Source organism: Vogesella amnigena, assembly GCF_042648905.1.
GTDB classification, from domain to species: domain Bacteria; phylum Pseudomonadota; class Gammaproteobacteria; order Burkholderiales; family Chromobacteriaceae; genus Vogesella; species Vogesella amnigena.
The window spans coordinates 260,174-281,133 of sequence record NZ_JBHRYH010000002.1 but is presented as its reverse complement, the minus strand read 5'-3'; the positions used below and the strand labels follow the sequence as shown (position 1 = coordinate 281,133).

The window sequence follows — 20,960 nt, the reverse complement described above, 5'->3', positions numbered from 1 at the left end:
CTGACTTCGTTTCGTGTCGTCGTCAGCAGAGGAGGCGAACTATACCCATCGCCCCGAACCGCGTCAACAGCGAATTGCACGAAAAGACCAACGAATTCGACAAGTGCTTGATCTGCAAGGCAGCTAAAAAGCAAAAAAGCTTGGCCGCGGCCAGGCTTGCAATAAAAAGCCCGGCTGGCGCCGGGCTGTCTATTGCTTACATATTCGGGTAATTCGGGCCACCACCGCCTTCCGGCGTCACCCAGTTGATGTTCTGGGTAGGGTCCTTGATGTCACAGGTCTTGCAGTGCACACAGTTCTGCGCGTTGATCTGCAGGCGCGGCTGGCCTTCGTCGCGACCAACGATCTCGTACACCCCGGCCGGGCAGTAACGCTGTTCCGGCGCGTCGTACTTTTCCAGGTTGATGCGGATCGGTACCGTGGCATCTTTCAGCTTGAGATGCGGCGGCTGGTCTTCGCTGTGGTTGGTGTTGGAGATGAACACCGACGACAGGCGGTCGAAAGTCAGCACACCATCCGGCTTCGGATAGTTGATCGGGCTGCACTCGTCCTTGGGCTTCAGACACTCGTGGTCATGGTGCTTGTGACGCAGTGTCCAAGGCGCCTTGCCGCGGAACAGATAGGTGTCGATGGCCGAGTAGATCATTGCCGGCCACAGCCCCCAGCGGAACGCCGGGCGGATGTTGCGCACGCTGTGCAGCTCGTCATGCAGCCAGCTTTGCTTGAACTTGTCGGTGTAGGCTGTCGCCTCGATGGCCTGGCCTTCGGCAGCTGCTGCCAGTGCTTCGAACACCGCTTCTGCGGCCAACATGCCGGACTTCATCGCGGTGTGGGTACCCTTGATCTTCGGCACGTTGAGGAAGCCCGCGGTATCGCCCACCAGTACGCCGCCGGGGAAGGTCAGCTTGGGAATACTCTGCAGGCCGCCTTCGGAAATGGCGCGCGCGCCGTAGGACAGGCGGCGGCCGCCTTCGAACACGCCCTTGATGGCCGGGTGGGTCTTGAAGCGCTGGAATTCCTCGTACGGCGACAGGTAGGGGTTCTGGTAATCCAGCCCCACCACGAAGCCGACCACCACCTGATTGTTTTCCAAGTGGTAGAGGAAGGAGCCGCCGTAGGTTTTCGGATCCATCGGCCAGCCAGCGGTGTGGGTGATCTTGCCCGGCTCGTGCAGCTCCGGTTTCACTTCCCACAGTTCCTTGATGCCGATGCCGTAGGTTTGCGGGTCGGCACCGTCGCGCAGCTTGAAGCGCTCGAACAGCGTCTTGGTGAGCGAGCCGCGACAGCCTTCGGCAAAGATGGTCTGTTTGGCCCACAGTTCGATGCCCGGTTCGCCCTCTTCTTCACCATCCTTGCCGGTGCCGACGTTGCCGGTAGCCACGCCCTTCACCGAACCATCGGCGTGGTACAGCACTTCGGCGGCGGCAAAGCCCGGGTAGATTTCCACGCCGTACTCTTCGGCCTGCTGGCCGAGCCAGCGACAGAAGTTGCCCAGGCTGATGATGTAGTTGCCCTCGTTGTGCATCTGCGGCGGGGTGGGCAGCTGGATGGACTCGGTCTCGGTCAGCAGCAGGAAGCGGTCTTTCTTGGCCGGGGTATTGAGCGGCGCGCCCTTTTCCTTCCAGTCCGGGATCAGTTCGTTCAGTGTGCGCGGCTCCAGCACGGCGCCGGACAGGATGTGGGCACCGATTTCGGAGCCTTTTTCCAGCAGGCAGACACTGATTTCCTGGCCTTTTTCCGCAGCCAGCTGCTTGAGGCGAATCGCAGTGGACAGGCCGGAGGGGCCACCACCTACGATCACCACGTCGTATTCCATGTATTCGCGTTCCACCGCTACTCCTTATGCGCCGTATCGGGCCAGATCGCCCAATAATGCAATGGTTGCCGCATTGCGTCAAAATCAAACGAGCGTTTAAACGGTACCATCCGCTTTCAGTTGTGCAATCGCCGCACTGTCGTAGCCCAGCGATGCCAGTACGGTATCGGTGTGCTCGCCCAGTTTCGGCGGCGCCACCTCGTAACGCGGCGGGGTGCCGGACATTTTGATCGGGCATGCTACCAGCGGTACATCCTGTCCGGCGCTATCGGTAAGATGAATCTCCATCTTCCGATGTTTGATCTGTGGATCGGCAAACGCTTCGTCTACGGTGTTGATCGGGCCGCACGGCACGCCGGCAGCATCCAGCAGCTTCAGCCATTCGTCGCGGGTTCTGGCCAGGAACGCTGCGGCCAGCTGCGGCACCAGTTCGTTGCGATTACGTACCCGCTGCGGGTTGGTGGCGTAGCGCTCGTCGGCGCCCAGCACCGGCAGGCCTACCACTTCGCATACCGCGCGGAACTGCTTGTCGTTGCCGCAGGCGAGAATGAAGTGGCTGTCGCCGGCGGTCTTGAATACCTGGTAGGGCACGATGTTCGGGTGGGCGTTACCCAATCGTGGCGGCACTTCGTTGCCGATCAGCCAGTTCATGTTGACGTTAGCCAGCATGGCCAGCGAGCAATCGAACAACGCCATATCGATATACTGGCCTTCGCCGGTACGGCTGCGGGCAATCAACGCCGCCTGTACCGCGTTGGCCGCATACAGGCCGGTGAACAGGTCGGTAACCGCCACGCCAACCTTGTGCGGCTCGCCGTCGGCCGGGCCGGTGATGCTCATCAGGCCGGACATGCCCTGCACGATGTAGTCATAGCCCGGCAGCTCGGCATACGGGCCATCCTGGCCGAAACCGGTGATGGAGCAGTACACCAGCCGCGAATTCACCTGGCGCAGGCTGTCGTAGTCGAGGCCGTATTTCTTCAGCCCGCCCACCTTGTAATTTTCCAGCAACACGTCAGCCTGTGCGGCCAACTTGCGCACGATTTCCTGGCCGGCAGCGGTAGTGATGTCCACCGTCAGCGACTGTTTGCCACGGTTGGCCGCCAGGTAGTAGGCGGCGGTACCGTCCGCCAGGCTGGGCGGCGCCCACTGGCGGGTGTCGTCGCCGCTGCCCGGGCGCTCCACCTTGATGACTTCGGCGCCAAGATCGGCCAGCAGCTGACCGGTCCACGGGCCAGCCAGTACGCGGGTGAGATCCAGAACCTTGATACCGGACAGTGCTCCAGACATAACGCCACTCCTTAAGTGTTCAACGTTGACCGCAAGGGCCAGATATCCATGCCGCTGGGTGTGCCCACCGGCATGGATACAAAAAAGTGGCCCGGTCGCACCGGGCCTCAAGGACAGACAGGAACCAACATCCCGCCGGGGTGGAGGCCCCGGCGGAACATTACATCAGGCGAATGCCTGAATACCGGTCTGGGCTCGGCCCAGAATCAGGGCATGCACATCGTGCGTGCCTTCGTAGGTGTTGACGGCTTCCAGGTTCATCACGTGGCGGATGATGTGGAACTCGTCGCTGATACCGTTACCGCCATGCATGTCACGGGCGATGCGGGCGATGTCCAGCGCCTTGCCGCAGTTGTTGCGCTTGATCAGGCTGATCATTTCCGGGGCGGCGCGACCTTCGTCCATCAGGCGACCAACACGCAGCGCAGCTTGCAGGCCCAGGCTGATTTCAGTCTGCATATTGGCCAGCTTCAGCTGCACCAGCTGGGTAGCGGCCAGCGGGCGGTTGAACTGCTTGCGATCCAGGCTGTACTGGCGGGCACCTTGCCAGCAGTATTCGGCTGCCCCCATCGCACCCCAGGCGATACCGTAGCGGGCCTTGTTCAGGCAGCCGAACGGGCCTTTCAGACCGCGAACTTCCGGGAAGGCGTTTTCTTCCGGCACGAACACATCGTCCATCACGATTTCGCCGGTAATGGAGGCACGCAGCGAGAACTTGCCTTCGATCTTCGGCGCCGACAGGCCCTTCATGCCTTTTTCCAGCACGAAGCCGCGGATCTCGCCTTCGTCATCCTTGGCCCACACCACGAACACGTCGGCGATCGGGCTGTTGGTGATCCACATCTTGCTGCCCTTGAGGATGTAGCCACCGTCGGTCTTGCGGGCGCGGGTTTTCATGCCGGCCGGGTCGGAGCCAGCGTCCGGCTCGGTGAGGCCGAAACAGCCAACCCATTCACCGGTAGCCAGCTTGGGCAGGTATTTGTCTTTCTGTGCGTCGGTGCCGTAAGCCCAGATCGGGTGCATTACCAGGCTGGACTGTACCGACATGGCGGAACGGTAGCCGGAATCAACACGTTCCACTTCGCGGGCGATCAGGCCATAGGCCACGTGCGACAGGCCGGCGCAGCCGTGGGTGTCGATGGTGCAGCCCAAGAGACCCAGTTCGCCCATCTCGCTCATGATTTCGCGGTCGAAGCGTTCTTCGCGGTTGGCGGTCAGTACGCGCGGCAGCAGGCGTTCCTGACAGTAGGCATAGGCGGTTTCGCGCACCATACGTTCTTCGTCGGTGAGCTGATCGTTAAGCAGAAGTGCGTCGTCCCAAGCGAAGGGTGCACGAGCGGAAGTGGCGGCCATTGCGTTTTCTCCTTTGTACTGTTCCGCTTTGCGGAATTCAGTTCTACAATGCAAAATAGACTAACAAGCTCGATGCCGCGTGTAAAGTTTTTTTCTTTAACCACGGCAAGGGCTGCTCTATTCTTGCCACTCTGTTGAAAAGGAACCGTTAACAATGTCGTTGCTACCGCAGGAAGATGAAGAAAAGGACCGCCTGTTCGTGGTGGCGCTGGCGCGTGGCCTACGCGTGCTGGCGGCCTTTCAGCCAGGGGAAAGCGCCCTCTCCAACCAGGTGCTGGCGCAGCGTACCGGCTTGCCCAAGTCCACGGTGTCGCGCCTGACCTACACCCTGACCAAGCTGGGCTATCTGTCACAGGATGCCGAAACCGGTTACTACCGGCTGGGACTGGCGGTGCTGGCGCTGGGCTCGGCGGTGCTGGGCAGTTACGACATTCGCCGCATTGCCGCGCCGCTGATGCGCGAGTTCGCGTTGAAGAACACCATTTCCATCAGCCTGGGCATGCGCGACGGTACCGATATTGTTTATCTGGAAACCTGCCGCAGTCAGGCGCGGGTATCGGTGCAGCTCACCGTGGGATCGCGCGTACCGCTGGCCAGCACTGCCATCGGTCGGGCTTGCTACGCGGCGCTGAACAATAGCGAGCGCAGCCAGCTGGATGGCGAGCTGGCCGCACGCTACGGCAAGGACTGGCCGGCACTGCAGGAGCGGCTGGAACAGGCGCGGCAGCAATACCTGCAGCGCGGTTACAGCGAATCGTTCGGTGAATTCGAACGCGATGTGATGGCAGTGGGTGTGGCACTACCCTCGCCCGCCCCAGGCATGCCGGCGCTGTGCCTGAATGCCAGTGGCCCGGCCTTCGCCTTCAGCCCGGAGCTGATGCGCGGCCAGATCGCCCAGGCGCTGATGCAGCTTGGGCGCCAGCTGGTGCCTGGCCACTAATACCCGTTCCGGAATGCAGAAAAGGTTGGCCGCGGCCAACCTTTTTGCTTGTCTGCGCCTGCTGACTCAGGCGCGGATGTAATTCACCAGTTGCTCGATAACGAACTGCTGCTCGTCAATGGTGGCCCGCACCAGGTCGCCAATGGACAGCAGGCCCAGCACCTTGTCGTCCTCCAGCACCGGCAGGTGGCGGAAACGCTTTTCGGTCATCAGTGCCATGCAGTCGGCCACGGTCTGTTCCGGCGTCACATACACCACCTTGCTGGTCATGATGTCGCGCACCTTGGTACCAGCCGAGGTACGCCCCTGCAGCACGATGCGCCGCGCGTAGTCGCGCTCGGAGAAGATGCCCAGCACATCGCCCATGTCCATCACCAGCACCGCGCCGATATCGTGTTCGGCCATGATCTGCAAGGCCTGGAATACCGTAGCGTCCGGCCCTACCGTGATCAGGCCACTACTCTTATGCACCAGCAACTGTCGCACCGTCTGCATGCCACCCCTCCTCTTGCAGGAAAAGACAAGTCAACGCCGGCTAGCGGCTTTAACACTATAGACAGCATAACAAGCCGCACCACAGGAAATCCCGGCACAACTGCAGCAACTGTCAGCCCCGCCGCAAAGACAAAGCCCTTCCGCGTGCGAAAGGGCTTTGGCAAAACAGCAGTCAGGATGCCGCAGCTAGCCTTAGCTGGCCTTGATCATGGTGCCCACGCCGGCGTCGGTGAGGATCTCCAGCAGCAGCGCATGGGGCACGCGGCCATCAATGATGTGCACCGAGTTCACGCCGCTCTTGGCGGCATCCAGCGCCGAGCTGATCTTGGGCAGCATGCCGCCGGAGATAGTGCCATCGGCGAACAGCTCGTCCACCTTGGACGCGGTCAGGCCGGTGAGCAGATTACCCTGCTTGTCCAGCACGCCCGGGGTATTGGTCATCAGCACCAGTTTTTCGGCCTGCAGCGTTTCCGCCAGCTTGCCGGCCACCACGTCGGCATTGATGTTGTAGGCCTCGCCATTGCTGCCCACGCCGATCGGCGCCACCACCGGAATAAAGTCGTGGCCATCCAGCAACGCCACCAGGCTGGGGTCGATGTGCTCGATGTCGCCCACCTGGCCGATGTCGATCTGCTCGTCGGACTCCGACTTCAGGAACAGCTTGCTGGCGCGGATGAAATGACCGTCCTTGCCGGTGATACCCACCGCCTTGCCGCCGTGCTTGTTGATCAGCGACACGATTTCCTTGTTCACCAGGCCGCCCAGCACCATTTCCACCACGTCCATGGTTTCGCTGTCGGTTACGCGCATGCCCTGGATGAACTGGCCTTCCTTGCCCACACGCTCCAGCAGGTCGTTGATCTGCGGGCCGCCGCCGTGCACCACCACCGGGTTCAGGCCCACCAGCTTGAGCAGCACCACGTCCTTGGCGAAGTCTTCCTTCAGCTTGTCGTCGGTCATGGCATTGCCGCCGTACTTCACCACGATGGTCTTGCCGTTGAAGGAACGGATATAGGGCAGGGCTTCAGCCAGGATGGCGGCCTTGTCGAGGGGGGCTACGCTCACGTCACATTCTCCAGTACGCATTCGCCGGCCACCGGGGGTGTGGCCAGCATCCACAAGTGTTGCATTCTACCCAAGCAGTTTAGTGAATATTGATTTATTAATTGCCAGCATTCGAGTCATTACCCTAAAGTGCCGCGATTACTGAACCAATATTCAGAGACATGCCATGAGCCAGGAACCCAGCTGTCCGATCGCCCGCTGGCGCCGCCGCAAGGAAGTGCGTCCGGCCGAGATTCTCGATGCCGCGCTGCAGCTGTTTGTCGACAAGGGCTTCAAGGCCACCAAGATGGAAGACATCGCCAAGGCGGCCGGCGTCACCAAGGGCACGCCCTACCTGTACTTCGAGAATAAGGAAGACATCTTCAAGGCAGTGGTGCGCGACAACCTGGTAACCCGCCTGGCCGGCTTTGCCGAGCTGGCCAAGCAGTACGAAGGCAGCAGCGCCGACCTGCTGAGGCTGATGATGCGCCGCTGGTGGCAGGAGGTTGGCGAATCGCCGCTGGCCGGCATCTGCAAGCTGATGTTTGCCGAGGCCACCAACTTTCCCGAGCTGGCGCGCTTCTACCACCGCGAAGTGATCGAGCCCAGCCACAACATGCTGCTGCGCATTCTGGAGCGCGGCGTGGCCAGCGGCGAGTTCCGCAGCCTGCACCCGCACGCGGTAGTGGACACGCTAGTGGCGCCGATGCTGCTGAGCATGACCTGGCAATGCTCGCTGGGCCGGGTACTGGAAGACAGCCAGCATCGCAGCCTGCCGCCACTCGACTACCTGGAAATCGCTCTCGACCTGATGCTGGGCGGCCTGAAAGCACGATAGCCGGCGGCACACCACACATACCATCAAGACTCACGAGGAAAACAAAATGACAAGGCATTACCGCACCCTGGCGCTGGCCAGCCTGCTGATGCTGGCACTGGCTGGCTGCAAGGAAGACGTCAAACCAGTGGAGGAAATCCGCCCGGTACGCTACGTACTGGCCGGCAGCAGCAATAGCCAGGACAGCCAGCAGTTCAGCGGCGAGATCCGCGCCCGCCACGAAAGCCAGCTGGCCTTCCGCGTGGGCGGCAAGGTGCTGGAACGCCGCGTCAACGCCGGTGACAGTGTGAAAAAAGGCCAGCTACTGGCCGTGCTGGATGGCAGCGACTACCAGCTGGACACCAGCGCCAAGCAAGCACAGCTGGCGGCGGCCCAGGCCGACCTGGCGCAGCAGGAAGCCGACCTGAAGCGCTACCGCGAACTGCTGACGCAGAACTTCATCAGTGCGGCTCAAGTGGAGCGACAGCAGACCGCGGTGCAGGCTGCCCGTGCCCGACTGCAGCAGGCCCAGGCCGCGCTGAGCGCCAGCCGCAACCAGGGCAACTACACTGCCCTGCTGGCCGACAGCGATGGCGTGATCAGCAGCATCGGCGCCGAGCCGGGCATGGTGGTGGCCGCCGGCCAGCCGGTGGCCAGGCTTGCGGCCAACGGCGAGCGTGAAGTGGCCTTCCAGGTGCCGGAAAACGCCGTGGATGCGCTACGCGGTGCCAGCGGCTTCAAGGTGAAACTGTGGGCCGACGGCCGCGAACTGGACGCGCGCCTGCGCGAACTGGCCGCCGATGCCGACGGCGCCACCCGTACCTATGCCGCCCGCCTGGCACTGAACGGCAGCGATGCCGAAGTCCGCCTGGGCATGACCGCCAGCGTGCGCGCGCTGCTGCCGGGGCAGCCAGGCGCCGCCATGCGCCTGCCGCTGAGCGCCATCCTGGACGAACAGGGCAAACACTATGTCTGGGTGATCAACGCCCAGCAGCAGGTTGGCCGCAAGGCGGTTACCGTCGGTGCCATCGACGGCGACAGCATTGCCATTACCAGCGGCCTGCGTGGCGGTGAAAAAGTGGTGACTGCCGGGGTACACCTGCTGCGCGACGGCCAGCGTGTGACCTTGCTGGAGCAGACTGCAGCAGCAAGAGGCCAGCAATGAAGAAACTCAACCTGTCGGAATGGGCGCTGCGCAACAGCTCGCTGGTGCGCTATCTGATGATCGTGCTGATGGTGGCCGGACTGTTCTCCTACACCCAGCTGGGGCAGAAGGAAGACCCGGAATTCACCTTCAAGGCGATGATGGTGCGCGTGCTGTGGCCGGGTGCCACCGCGCAGGAAACCGAGCAGCAGGTCACCGACAAGATCGAAAAGAAGCTGCAGGAGATGGGCGAGCTCGAATACGTGAAGAGCTACACCAAGCCGGGCGAAGCCACGCTGATCCTGTCGATACGCGAGCAAGTCCCGCCCAAGAACGTGCAGCAGCTGTGGTACACGGTACGCAAGAAGATCGGCGACATGCAGTACACCCTGCCCGCCGGCGTGCAGGGGCCGTATTTCAATGATGAATTCGGCGATACCTTCGGCAATCTGTATGCCTTTACCGGCGACGGCTTCAGCTATGAGGACCTGCGCAAGTACGTAGAGCAGGCCAAGCTGGAAGTGCTGCGCGTGCCGGATGTGGGCAAGGTAGACATCATCGGCGAGCAGGAAGAGCGCATCTACGTGACGCTGGATACCGCCAAGCTGGCCGCCATGCAGCTGGATGCCAGCACCCTGTGGGCAACGTTGGCCGCACAGAACGCCATGACGCCGGCCGGCAGCTACGATACCGCCAGCGAGCGCATCCGTGTCCGCGTCAGCGGCAGCTACAGCTCGGTGCAGGCGATTGCCGACACCCCGCTGTCCGCCGCTGGCAAGAGCTTCCGCCTGGGCGACGTGGCCCGCGTGGAGCGCCAGTTTGCCAGCCCGCCCAGCTTTGGCATGCGCTTTGACGGCAAACCGGCCATTGGCCTGGCCATCAGCATGAAGGCCGGCGGCGATGTACTGAAGCTTGGCCAGAACCTGGAACAGGTAATGGGCCAGCTGCAGGCCAAGCTGCCGGTGGGCGTGATGGTCAGCTCGGTATCCGACCAGCCCAAGGTGGTGAAGACCGCGGTGAGCGAATTCATGCGCTCGCTGGTGGAAGCAGTGGTGATCGTGCTGGCAGTGAGCTTTTTCAGCCTCGGCATGCGCACCGGCGTGGTGGTGGCGCTGTCGATTCCGCTGGTACTGGCAATGACCTTTCTTGCCATGTACGTCTTCAATATCGACCTGCAGCGCATCTCGCTGGGCTCGCTGATCATCGCGCTTGGCCTGCTGGTGGACGATGCCATCATCGCGGTGGAAATGATGGCGCTGAAGCTGGAGCAGGGCTGGAACAAGTTCCAGGCCGCCACCTACGCCTACAGCAGCACCGCCTTCCCGATGCTGACCGGCACGCTGATCACCGCCGCCACCTTCCTGCCGGTGGGGCTGGCCAAGTCCAATGCCGGCGAATACGTGTTCAGCCTGTTTGCGGTGGTATCGCTGGCGCTGGTGCTGTCGTGGGTCGTTGCCGTGGTATTCACCCCTTACCTGGGCTACCACCTGCTGCCCGACAATATGGCGGCGCACGGTCATGAAGACGTGTACCACAAGCCGTTCTACCGCCGCTTCCGCCGCCTGCTGGAATGGTGCCTGGACCATCGCAAGACCGTCATCACGCTGACGTTGGCCGCATTCCTGCTGTCGATGGTGGCGTTCAAGCTGTTCGTGCAGCAGCAGTTCTTCCCCTCCTCCAACCGCCCGGAACTGCTGGTGGACATGTGGCTGCCGCAGGGCGCCAACTACGCCGCCACCCAGCGCGAGGTGGCCAGGCTGGAGCAAAAACTGGCCGGCGATGCGCACGTAGTGAGTGTCACCAGCTATGTCGGTGGCGGCAGTCCGCGCTTCTACCTGCCGCTGGATCAGCAGCAGCAGCACCTGAACTACGCACAGCTGATGGTGATGACCCGCGACGAACATGTGCGTGAAAACGTGAAGCAGAAGCTGGAGCTGCTGTTCGAGCATGATTTTCCGCTGGTGCGCGGCCGCGTTACCCGGCTGGAGAACGGCCCGCCGGTAGGCTACGCGGTGCAGTTCCGCGTGATGGGGCCAGATCACGACCAGGTACGCGCCATTGCCGGCAAGGTGGAAACCCTGCTGCGCGCCCACCCCGCCGCCCGCCACGTCAACAATGACTGGGGCGAGCAGGTGAAGGCGCTGCGCATCGACATCGACCAGGACAAGGCGCGGGCACTGGGCATTTCCAGCCAGAGCCTGGCCCGCCAGCTGCAACTGCTGCTCAGTGGCAGCACGGTGACCGAGTGGCGCGAGGGCGACAAGGCGATTGCCGTGGTGGCGCGGCTGGCCAATGACGAGCGCAGCAATGTGGCGGCGCTGGGCAGCCTGATGATCCAGACCGCCAGCGGCAAATACGTGCCGGTGGCGCAGATCGGCCACATCCGCTACGCGCCGGAAGAGAGCATCATCTGGCGCCGCAACCGCCTGCCTACCATCTCGGTACGTGCAGATGCGGCCGACGGGGTGCAGGCTTCCGACATCTCGCTGGCGCTGTGGCCGAAGATGCAGGCACTGGAAAAAACCCTGCCGCTGGGCTACCACATCGAACTGGGTGGTTCGCTGGAAGCCAGCCAGAATTCGCAAAGCGCCATCGCCAAGGTGCAGCCACTGATGCTGATCATCGTGTTCACCCTGCTGATGCTGCAGCTGAAGAGCTTCCAGCGCACGCTGCTAGTGGTGCTTACCGCGCCGCTGGGCATGATTGGCGTCACCCTGACGCTGATCCTGTTCGGTGCGCCGTTCGGCTTCGTGGCCATGCTGGGGGTGATCGCGCTGGCCGGCATGATCATGCGCAACTCGGTGATTCTGGTGGACCAGATCGAAAGCGACATTGCCGAAGGCATCGACCGCTTCGAAGCGGTGATCGGCTCCACCGTGCGCCGCTTCCGCCCCATCATGCTCACCGCGCTGGCGGCCATCCTGGCGATGATTCCGCTGACGCGCAGCACCTTCTGGGGGCCGATGGCGGTGGCCATCATGGGCGGCTTGCTGATTGCCACCGTGCTCACCCTGCTGTTCCTGCCGGCGCTGTACGCCGCCTGGTTCAAGGTCAAGCGCCCGCAGGCTGGCACCCCGGTTAGCAGCTCTTAATAAACTTGGGGCTGAAAGCCGGACCACGATGCGTTATGGTCTGGCTTTTGGCCCGTTTCAGCACTGATAGATAACCCGATGCAGGTATTTTCATGAACGCGCAAACCCAGTTGATTCTCGCCGGCGTAGTGGCGCTGTGCAGCCTGCCGGCCGCCGCCTTCGATCTGGCCGCCGCGGTGCAGGCCGCCCGTGACTACGATGCCGGCTTTGCCGGTGCCCGCCAGACCCTGCTGGCCGGCCAGGAAAAAGCCGTACAGGGCCGCGCCCTGCTGCTGCCGACCATCGGCCTGTCCGCCGGCATCACCCGTACCGATGCCATGAAGCCGGACGCCGATGCCTACCGCAGCAGCAGCGTGGGCGTGCAGCTGAGTCAGCCGCTGTTCGATATCGCCAGCTACACCGGTTACAAGAAAGGCGTGATCAGCAGCGAGCTGGCCGGCGTGCAGTACCAGGCCAGCAGCCAGCAGCTGGTGGCCGATGTGGCCCGCGCCTATTTCAACGTACTGTTGGCCGAGGACGTACTCAATGTCACCCGCGCCACCAAGAAGGCGTATGAACGCCAGCTGGCACAGGCGAAAAAGGCATTCGAGGTCGGCACCGCCACCATTACCGACACCCATGAGGCACAGGCCGGCTACGACAGCGCGCAGGCCAGCGAGATCGCCGCCATGAGCGATCTGGAAATCAAGCGCGACACGCTGGCCAAGCTCACCGGCCTGCAGCCGGAAGCCATCAACCGTCTGAAAGGCAGCGTGCAGCTGGATGATGCCGGCAGCCTGGACAGCTGGCTGCAGCGAGCCCAGGCCGGCAGCCTGGCCATCAAGAGCGCTGCGCAGCAGGTACAGCTGGCAGAAGAAAACCTGACCGCCGCCCGTGGCAAGCACCTGCCCACCGTGGATCTCACTGCCGGCTACAGCAATACCCACACCACCGAGGCCAGCAGCCGTCTGGCCGGCCGTGGCAATACCGCCGGCAACACCCTGGGCCTGAGCCTGACCGTGCCGCTGTATGCCGGTGGCGGCATCAATTCGCAGGTGCGGGAGGCTGCGGCCAACCTGGAAAAGGCCCGCGACGATCAGGAAGCCGCACGCCGTGACGTGGCGCTGGCGGTACGCAGCGCCTGGCTGGGGGTGAGCAACGGTGCCGCGCAGGTGAAGGCGCAGGAGCAGCTGCTGGTTTCCGCCAAGAGCAAGCTCGACGCCACCCGGCTGGGCCGTGAAGTCGGTGTGCGCACCAACCTCGACCTGCTGAACGCCGAAAGCAGCTATCAGGATGCAGTACGCGCGCTGGCAGCGGCGCGCTACAACCTGTTGTATGCACGCCTCGCGCTGGCGCTGGCCGCCGGCGAGCTGGACGAACAAGCGCTGGCCAGCGTCAACCGCTTCTTCTAATACAGCAGCCACGCGCAGCCAAACCGCGCCACAGCAGCACAAAACACAACGGAATACATGCCTGCCGCTTAATTTGCGGCCAACGCTCCCGCCGGCCTTGCCAAGGTCGCCGGGAGCGTTTCTACTTACGCATGGCGCGCAATGCGGCACAAAAAACCGCACAGCGAAACAAAACAACTAGCCAGTCCACATGTGTGTTTAATTTATCAATCACATGTGGCTTTTTGCTAAACACGGGACTAGAATCAATGCCAAGCTCTAGCCCCGCCGGCGCCCCCCGTCCGGCGATTGCCGGAACGTCGTCTACAAGGAGAGATTCAATGAGCCCGCAAGAACTGATGCAACGTAAAGCCAACGCTACCCCGCGCGGTGTAGGCGTAATGTGTTCCTTCTTCGCCGAGCGCGCGAAGAATGCCGAGATCTGGGACACCGAAGGCAAGCGTTACATCGACTTTGCCGGTGGTATCGGCGTACTGAACACCGGCCACCTGCACGACAAGGTACAGGCCGCCGTTGCCGAGCAGCTGAACAAGTTCAGCCACACCTGCTACCAGGTGGTGCCGTACGAACTGTATATCGAAGTTGCCGAGAAGCTGAACCAGCTGACCCCGGGCAACCACGCCAAGAAAACCGCGTTCTACACCACCGGCGCCGAAGCCGTGGAGAACGCCGTGAAAATCGCCCGCGCCGCTACCGGCCGTCCGGGCATCATCGCCTTTGGCGGCGGCTTCCACGGCCGTACCCTGATGGGCATGGCACTGACCGGCAAGGTTGCTCCGTACAAGATCGGTTTCGGCCCGTTCCCGTCCGACGTGTACCACGGCCTGTTCCCGAACCCGCTGCACGGCGTATCGGTTGAAGACTCCATCGCCAGCATCGAGCACCTGTTCAAGTACGACATCGAAGCCACCCGCGTGGCCGCCATCATCTTCGAACCGGTACAGGGCGAAGGTGGTTTCTACGCCGCGCCGGCCGAATGGGTACGCGCTGTACGCGCCCTGTGCGACAAGCACGGCATCCTGATGATCGCCGACGAAGTGCAGGCCGGCTTTGCCCGTACCGGCAAGTTCTTCGCCATGGAACACTACGATGTAGCCCCGGACCTGATGACCATGGCCAAGTCCATGGCTGGCGGTTTCCCGATCTCCGCCGTGGTAGGCAAGGCTGAAATCATGGACGCACCGGCACCGGGCGGCCTGGGCGGCACCTACGCCGGCAGCCCGCTGGCACTGGCAGCTTCCAAGGCCGTGATCCAGGCCATCCAGGAAGAAAAACTGCTGGAGCGCGCCAACAAGCTGGGCAACCAGCTGAAGGAAACCATCAACGGTCTGAAAGCCGAAGTGCCGCAGATCGCCGAAGTGCGCGGCCTGGGCGCCATGATCGCCGTGGAATTCAACAAGGCTGGCAGCCACGAAGCCGATGCCGACTTCACCAAGAAAGTGCAGACCAAGGCGCTGGAAGCCGGTCTGATCCTGCTGACTTGCGGTGTATACGGTAACGTCGTCCGCTTCCTGTTCCCGCTGACCATCGAAGACGCCATCTTCGAAGAAGCGCTGCAGAAGCTGGTTGCCGCCATCAAGGCCTGATCGCCTGAGCTGAACTGACCTGCGGCCAACCTTGCACCACGCAACGTTGGCCGCATTGCATAACAAGGACACAACACCATGCTGAACCTGAAAGATCCTTCCCTGCTGCGTCAGCAGTGCTACATCAACGGCCAGTGGCTGGATGCCGATAGCGGCCAGACCATTGCGGTAACCAACCCGGCCACCGGCGAAACCATCGCCCACGTGCCGAAAATGGGTAGCGCCGAAGCCCAGCGCGCCGTGGATGGTGCTGCCGAAGCCTTCAAGAGCTGGAAGAAAAAGTCCGCCAAAGAGCGCGCCGGCATCCTGCGCAAGTGGTTCGACCTGATGATGGCAAACCAGGATGACCTGGCGGTGATCCTGACCAGCGAACAGGGCAAGCCGCTGGCGGAAGCCAAAGGCGAAATCGCCTACGGTGCCAGCTACATCGAGTGGTATGCCGAAGAAGCCAAGCGCATCTACGGCGACACCATTCCGTCCACCGGCGCCGACAAGCGCATCCTGGTGAGCAAGGAGCCGATCGGCGTTACCGCCGCGATCACGCCGTGGAACTTCCCGAACGCCATGATCACCCGCAAGGCTGCCCCGGCTCTGGCCGCCGGCTGCCCGATGGTGGTACGCCCGGCCAGCCAGACCCCGCTGTCGGCGCTGGCCATTGCCGTACTGGCCGAACGTGCCGGCATTCCGGCAGGCGTGTTCTCGGTACTTACCGGCGGCTCCACCGAAATCGGCGGCGTGCTCACCGGTAGCGACACCGTGAAGAAATTCTCCTTCACCGGCTCCACCGAGGTTGGCCGCAAGCTGATCAGCCAGTGTGCCGAAACCGTGAAGAAGGTATCGATGGAACTGGGCGGCAATGCTCCGTTCATCGTGTTTGACGACGCCGACCTGGACGCCGCCGTGGAAGGCGCGATGATCTCCAAGTACCGCAACGCCGGCCAGACCTGCGTGTGCGCCAACCGCCTGCTGGTGCAGGACGGTGTGTACGATGCCTTCGCCGCCAAGTTCGCCGACGCGGTAGCCAAGCTGAAAGTGGGTAACGGCCTGGAAGCCGGTGTGACCCAGGGCCCGATGATCGACGAAAACGCGGTAGCCAAGGTGGAAGAGCACATCGCCGACGCACTGGCCAAGGGCGGCAACCTGGTCACCGGCGGCAAGCGCCACGACCTTGGCTACAGCTTCTTCGAACCGACCGTGATCACCGGCGTGACCCCGGAAATGAAAGTGGCGAAGGAAGAAACCTTCGGCCCGCTGGCCCCGCTGTTCCGCTTCAAGACCGAAGAAGAAGCGATCCAGATGGCCAACGACACCGAGTTCGGCCTGGCTTCCTACTTCTACGCCCGCGACATCGGCCGTATCTTCCGCGTGTCCGAAGGCCTGGAATACGGCATGGTGGCGGTGAACAGCGGCATCCTGTCCAACGAAGCCGCACCGTTCGGTGGCGTGAAGCAATCCGGCCTGGGCCGCGAAGGCTCCAAGTACGGCATCGAAGACTACCTGGAAATCAAGTACGTGCTGCTGGGTGGCATCGATAAATAAGGGCTTGTCCGCGATCAGTCCGATCGTGTGCAAACGCAAAGCCGTGACAGACAGGTTGGTGGCCGGAGTACAACAGGGGTAATCCGGCTACCCCATAACGGCAAAACCGCCGCTATCTCGCGATAGTGGCGGTTTTTTTTGTAGGGTGGGCAAAGCGTAGCGTGCCCACCACCAGCCACCATCGCTACCTTGCCGGTGGGCATGGCCCATGGCCTTTGCCCACCCTACGCTTGTCGCGTCCCCACGATTTCGTGAAGAACCTGTTATTTGTGGGCAACGGCTCAGGGCCAGCGCTGCCGGCTGCGGCGCTCGATGCGCTGCAGTACCTCCTGCGGCAGGGTATCGCCCTCCTGCAGCTCGCTCACTGCCGCATGCAGGCCCAGCACCGCGCTGTCTTCGCCGCCGGCCAGCAGAGGTATCAGCTCGCTGACGATGTCATCGCAGATGCGCTCGGCGCTGGCGGCATTGCAGCGATACAGCAGCGCCACGAATACGCCGCCTTCCAACCGCGCCAGGCAGTCACTGCTGCGCAGCCGGTGCTGCAACTGGGCGGCCACCGCCTGCATCAGGCTGCCTCCCCGCAACGACAGATCCTGCTGCAATGGCATGCCATCCTGCCGCAGCTCCAGCCACAGCACGCCATGCGGCTGCAGGCGGCTGCCGCCGTCCGCCAGCGCCGCCGCCAGTGCGGACTGCAGGCCACGGCGGTTGGCCAGGCCGGTCAGTACATCACGCTCCATCTCGCCACCATCGCCGGCCTTGCGCCGGCGCTGGGTGTCTTCGCGCAGCACCCATACCTTGTAGCCGTGCATGCTGCCTGCATCCGTTACCAGCGACAGGGTGAGCAGCACCGGCAGGCGGCGCAGATCACGGCCCAGCATGTCCAGCGCCAGCGTCTGCTCGACGTACAGTTCGGTGAGCATGCCAGTCGATACCGGCCCACCGCCATCCGGCCGGTTCAGCGCCACGAACAGCGCCAGGCTGCGCCCCTGCGCTTCCTCCTGCTTCAGACCCAGCAATTGCCGCGCCGGCGCGTTCAGCTGCAGCACTTCATCGTGCTGATTGGTGAAGATCACCGCGTCGCCCACCGCCTGCAGCAGCCCCTGCAAGCGCTCGCGCTCGGCGGCCAGCGCACTGCGATTGCTCTCGCGCTCGCTGATGTCTTCCATTACCGCCAGAAAGCGCGGCTCGCCATCGCCATCCATGCGACTGCAGTGCAAGGCCACCAGCAGCGGCGCATGCCGCACATGGTTGAGGCGGAAGCGACGCTGGAAATCGCCACTGCCTTCCCGGCTCCACTGCTTCCATTCCTGCAGCAGCTGCTGGTAATCGCTGCTGTGCACCGCCTCCTGCCAGCGGCGGCCAAACCAGTAGGCAGAGCCACGCTCCATGCCGGCCATCTCCAGCATTGCGCGGTTGCCATAGCTGAGCACGCCGTCGGCATCGCAGACAAACACCCCCAGCGGCGAGGTATGGTTCAGCACCTGGAACATGGCTTCGCGCAGCGACAGCTTGTCGGCGATACGACGCCGGTCCTGATAGACATCGGCCACGGTGGCAGCCAGCGTCTGCAGTTCGGCGCAGCCCTCCACCGCGATGTCGCCATCCGTGCCAGCCTGCATGGCGTGGATCTTGCGCTGCAGGGCGGTAAGCGGCCGTAGCAGCCACTGGGTGCCAAGCCAGGCCAGCGGCACTGCCAGCAATACCGCCAGCAACAGCAGCAGCAGGTACTCGCCGGCCAGCCCGGCAAGCGGCAGGCCGGCCTCCTGCGCCGGCAGTACGCCGCCCAGCACCCAGTCCACATTGTGCAGCGTGCGATAGATCCGCAGCTCTCCCGAGGCGGCGGTCTCGCTGCCATTGCGCCCGGCCAGCGCATTGGCGAGCGCGCTGCCGGGCGGCGGCGACACCCGGCGCAGCAGTTGCTCCGGTTGCGGGTGCAGCAGGATCTGCCCTTCCGGGCGGGTAAGCAGGGTGATATGGCCGCTGTTGCCCAGCCGCATGCCGCGCAGTTCACCAAACAGCTCCACGGCGCTCAATTCCAGGCTGCCTCCCAGCATGCCGGCAAACTGGCCATGCGCATCCAGGATGGGAGCGGTGAACACCATGACCTGCCGTTTCAGCGGGCCGCGCGTCTGCAGCGGGCCGCTCACGGTGGCGCGCAGCTGCTGCCGGGTACGCACGAAATAGTCGCGGTCGCTGACATCCAGCCCCTGCCGCCCGGGTAGTTCCGGGTAGTCAGCCACGATACGGCCTTCGGCGCTGTACAGCACCACGCTGCTAAAACTGCCTTTCAGGAAGCGGAACTGCCGGATCAGTTGCGTGCCATGCCGGCGGATATCGTCGGCAGTCGGCTGCAGGTTGGCCGCAGCCTGCTCCAGCATGACCTGGCGGCTGCGCACGCGCTCATCGATATCGTCGGCCAGCAGCGCCACTGCCGCCTCGGTGTGCTGCAACTGCAGCGCACGCAGGTGGGTGCCATCCTGCAGATAGGCGACACCGCACAGCAATACCGACACCAGCAGTATCGCCAGCGAACAGAACAAAGCCAGGCGCGCCTGCAGCGAGCCTGGCCACAATACTTGCAACACGGAACATCCTTTTCATGCGCCGCGGCTTGCTGCCGCGGCTACTGGCAACGCCGCTGCGCGCAACGGCATGGTGACCGGAATAGCCGCTTGCCGATGCGCCTGGCCACCTGGGGCACCCGCCAGATTACGGGGCGATCTGCTGGCAGTCGCGTCCAGCACGCTTGGCCTGCAGCAGCGCGCCATCGGCACGGTTCAGCAGGTCGGCATCGCGTTCGCCATCACGGTATTCGGCAATGCCCGCGCTGATGGTAATGGCCAGCGCTTCGGCGCCGGCACGGATACGCATGGCGGCAATCGCATCGCGCACCCGCTGCACAATGGTCACGGCTTCGTCCACGCTGGTTTCCGGCAGGATGATCAGGAACTCCTCGCCACCCCAGCGTCCGCACAGATCATACTCGCGCACTTCACCTTCCATCATGCGAGAAGTCTCAATCAGCACGGTATCGCCGACATCATGGCCGTAGCGATCGTTGATCGGCTTGAAGTTGTCGATATCCAACATTGCCACACAGAAGGAATGACCACGACTCTGACTGCGTTCCACCTCGGCGCGCAGCCGCTCCAGCAGCGGCCGGCGGTTCACCAGCGCGGTCAGCGGGTCGTGCATGGCCGCTTCCTTCAGCGCCTGGTTCAGTTCGCGCATCATGGTCTGGTAACGATCAGAAATGCGCGCCACCTTTTCCAGCTGGCGCAGTTGCTTGTCGAAGCGCTCGGCCAGGCTAAGCTCGCGCTGACGTGCCATGCTCTGGTAGGCATCGGAGACGCGGGTGATGCGCTCCAGGCGCTCCAGCAGGTCCTGGTAGTGCTGCCACAATTCGGACAGCGCCTCGCCCAGCGGCTGCTGCCGCTGCTGCGGGTCCGCCAGCAGTTGCTGGATATGGGCTTCGAGTTCGCGACTGCCACGCATGGTCATCTCCTCACTGGCTGAGGATGGCAAACGGGAAGGTGCAGTCTTCCTTGAATTCCTCGGCCAACTCCGCCACGCGCTCGTTGCGCGGGTCGTAACGCCAGTTCACCGCTACCGGCTTGCCATCGCGGTGCGCGTCTTCCAGCAGATCGAAGATGTCCATCATCGCCTTGATGCTGCTGGTATTGAGGTATAGCAGGCGCAGCTCCAGAGTCAGCGGGCGCATGGCCTGCGCCAGGTAGCTGTCTACCCAGTCGATGACTTGCTGGAACAATTCGAAGGAGTTTTCCGGATAGGAATCGCCCTGCATCGACAGTACGCCGCTGCTCCAGTTGGCCTCGATGGCGGGGGTAGACTGCGTGCCGGGAATGGAAAGTTGCTTCATGACAGGTACTCGCTAAAAACTCAGATCACAGCACGAACGCTGACAAAGGCGCGGCCATCCGCCAGCTGCCGCAGGCTGGCCCGCAGCGGGGCGCTGGACTTGCGGGCGATATCGATCAGCCCCAGGCCGGCACCGGTACTGGCGCCGGCATCGCGCGGCAGCCGCAGCTGCTCCTTGTAACGCGCCTTCAGCTCGGCCTTGTCCAGGCCGGCCAGCGACTGGATGCGCGCCAGCAGCGCCTCGCCATCGGCCTGCAGCACCAGGTTGCCGGCGCTCACCACGTAATGGCCCTCGCTATCGCGCGCCACCACCACGGTGGCGGTGGAATCCTGTTCGCTCCAGCCGTGCAGCTGGCTGTAGTGGCGGATGTTCTGCGTCAGTTCGATGTACACGCCGAACACGTCCATCGCCGATGACGGGTGGGCATGGTCGGCCAGTAGGTAGTTACGCAAGGCATTGCCGATTTCTTCGATCAGGCTGCGCGAAATCGGCCCGTTGAAGCACAGCATGATCTGCTGCTGGTTGAAGCTTTCGCGCATGCCAAACAGATCCAACGATTGCATACAGGCT

17 protein-coding genes are annotated in these 20,960 nt (G+C 63.1%); 8 read left to right on the top strand and 9 right to left on the bottom strand.

The genetic code is table 11. The features are described 5' to 3' along the window. Positions 1–212, top strand: a 212-nt coding sequence (locus ACFOKJ_RS01680) for a hypothetical protein (RefSeq protein WP_390276252.1), incomplete at its 5' end; no start/stop codon positions are given. Here ACFOKJ_RS01680 and ACFOKJ_RS01675 read toward each other — a convergent pair. From ACFOKJ_RS01675 to ACFOKJ_RS01665, 3 genes are all read right to left on the bottom strand, one after another. Further along, a complete protein-coding gene (locus ACFOKJ_RS01675) occupies positions 197–1,816 on the bottom strand; it encodes an electron transfer flavoprotein-ubiquinone oxidoreductase (protein WP_390276262.1) in 1,620 nt (539 codons plus the stop codon). The genes ACFOKJ_RS01680 and ACFOKJ_RS01675 overlap by 16 nt on opposite strands. A gap of 96 nt (positions 1,817–1,912) precedes the next feature. Next, a complete protein-coding gene (locus ACFOKJ_RS01670) occupies positions 1,913–3,106 on the bottom strand; it encodes a CaiB/BaiF CoA transferase family protein (protein WP_390276251.1) in 1,194 nt (397 codons plus the stop codon). A 165-nt stretch (positions 3,107–3,271) separates the two neighbouring features. Beyond that, positions 3,272–4,459 (bottom strand): acyl-CoA dehydrogenase, encoded by a 1,188-nt coding sequence (locus tag ACFOKJ_RS01665; protein WP_390276250.1) that lies wholly within the window; start codon positions 4,457–4,459, stop codon positions 3,272–3,274. 154 nt (positions 4,460–4,613) lie between these two features. Here ACFOKJ_RS01665 and ACFOKJ_RS01660 point away from each other — a divergent pair, with 154 nt between their 5' ends. Next, complete coding sequence (locus ACFOKJ_RS01660; RefSeq protein WP_390276248.1) at positions 4,614–5,399, top strand: IclR family transcriptional regulator; 786 nt, start codon at positions 4,614–4,616, stop codon at positions 5,397–5,399. A 66-nt stretch (positions 5,400–5,465) separates the two neighbouring features. Here the strand turns inward: ACFOKJ_RS01660 and ACFOKJ_RS01655 are convergent, their stop codons facing one another. Together ACFOKJ_RS01655 and argB are read right to left on the bottom strand one after the other, a co-directional pair. Further along, positions 5,466–5,894 (bottom strand): CBS domain-containing protein, encoded by a 429-nt coding sequence (locus ACFOKJ_RS01655; protein ID WP_390276246.1) that lies wholly within the window; start codon positions 5,892–5,894, stop codon positions 5,466–5,468. A 192-nt stretch (positions 5,895–6,086) separates the two neighbouring features. Further along, positions 6,087–6,959 carry an acetylglutamate kinase gene (argB, locus tag ACFOKJ_RS01650; protein ID WP_390276245.1) on the bottom strand — a complete coding sequence of 291 codons (873 nt, stop codon included), beginning with the start codon at positions 6,957–6,959 and terminating at the stop codon, positions 6,087–6,089. A 166-nt stretch (positions 6,960–7,125) separates the two neighbouring features. Between argB and ACFOKJ_RS01645 the strand changes: the two genes are divergently transcribed. The 6 genes from ACFOKJ_RS01645 (at position 7,126) to gabD (ending at position 16,507) form a co-directional block, all read left to right on the top strand. Next, positions 7,126–7,776, top strand: coding sequence for a TetR/AcrR family transcriptional regulator (locus ACFOKJ_RS01645; protein WP_390276244.1), 651 nt, complete (start codon positions 7,126–7,128; stop codon positions 7,774–7,776). Between the two features lie 46 nt (positions 7,777–7,822). Then, positions 7,823–8,920, top strand: coding sequence for an efflux RND transporter periplasmic adaptor subunit (locus ACFOKJ_RS01640; protein ID WP_390276243.1), 1,098 nt, complete (start codon positions 7,823–7,825; stop codon positions 8,918–8,920). After that, a complete protein-coding gene (locus ACFOKJ_RS01635) occupies positions 8,917–11,991 on the top strand; it encodes an efflux RND transporter permease subunit (RefSeq protein WP_390276242.1) in 3,075 nt (1,024 codons plus the stop codon). Before ACFOKJ_RS01640 ends, ACFOKJ_RS01635 begins: the two co-directional genes overlap by 4 nt. A 92-nt stretch (positions 11,992–12,083) precedes the next feature. Then, positions 12,084–13,382, top strand: a complete 1,299-nt coding sequence (locus ACFOKJ_RS01630) for a TolC family outer membrane protein (RefSeq protein ID WP_390276241.1) — start codon at positions 12,084–12,086, stop codon at positions 13,380–13,382. 320 nt (positions 13,383–13,702) lie between these two features. Further along, positions 13,703–14,968, top strand: coding sequence for a 4-aminobutyrate--2-oxoglutarate transaminase (gene gabT, locus ACFOKJ_RS01625; RefSeq protein ID WP_390276240.1), 1,266 nt, complete (start codon positions 13,703–13,705; stop codon positions 14,966–14,968). 78 nt (positions 14,969–15,046) lie between these two features. Continuing rightward, the gene (gene gabD, locus ACFOKJ_RS01620) at positions 15,047–16,507 is read left to right on the top strand and encodes an NADP-dependent succinate-semialdehyde dehydrogenase (protein WP_390276239.1); all 1,461 of its coding nucleotides are present in this window, start codon (positions 15,047–15,049) and stop codon (positions 16,505–16,507) included. A gap of 281 nt (positions 16,508–16,788) precedes the next feature. Here gabD and ACFOKJ_RS01615 read toward each other — a convergent pair whose 3' ends face one another. The 4 genes from ACFOKJ_RS01615 to siaB form a co-directional block, all read right to left on the bottom strand. Continuing rightward, a complete protein-coding gene (locus ACFOKJ_RS01615) occupies positions 16,789–19,095 on the bottom strand; it encodes a cache domain-containing protein (protein WP_390276238.1) in 2,307 nt (768 codons plus the stop codon). 124 nt (positions 19,096–19,219) lie between these two features. Continuing rightward, positions 19,220–20,005 (bottom strand): biofilm regulation diguanylate cyclase SiaD, encoded by a 786-nt coding sequence (gene siaD / locus ACFOKJ_RS01610; RefSeq protein WP_390276237.1) that lies wholly within the window; start codon positions 20,003–20,005, stop codon positions 19,220–19,222. 10 nt (positions 20,006–20,015) lie between these two features. Beyond that, on the bottom strand, positions 20,016–20,390 hold the full coding sequence (gene siaC, locus ACFOKJ_RS01605) for a biofilm regulation phosphoprotein SiaC (RefSeq protein WP_390276236.1): 375 nt from the start codon (positions 20,388–20,390) through the stop codon (positions 20,016–20,018). Between the two features lie 20 nt (positions 20,391–20,410). After that, entirely contained in the window at positions 20,411–20,953 is a 543-nt protein-coding gene (siaB, locus tag ACFOKJ_RS01600) for a biofilm regulation protein kinase SiaB (protein ID WP_390276235.1), read from the bottom strand. Positions 20,954–20,960: the final 7 nt, after the last annotated feature.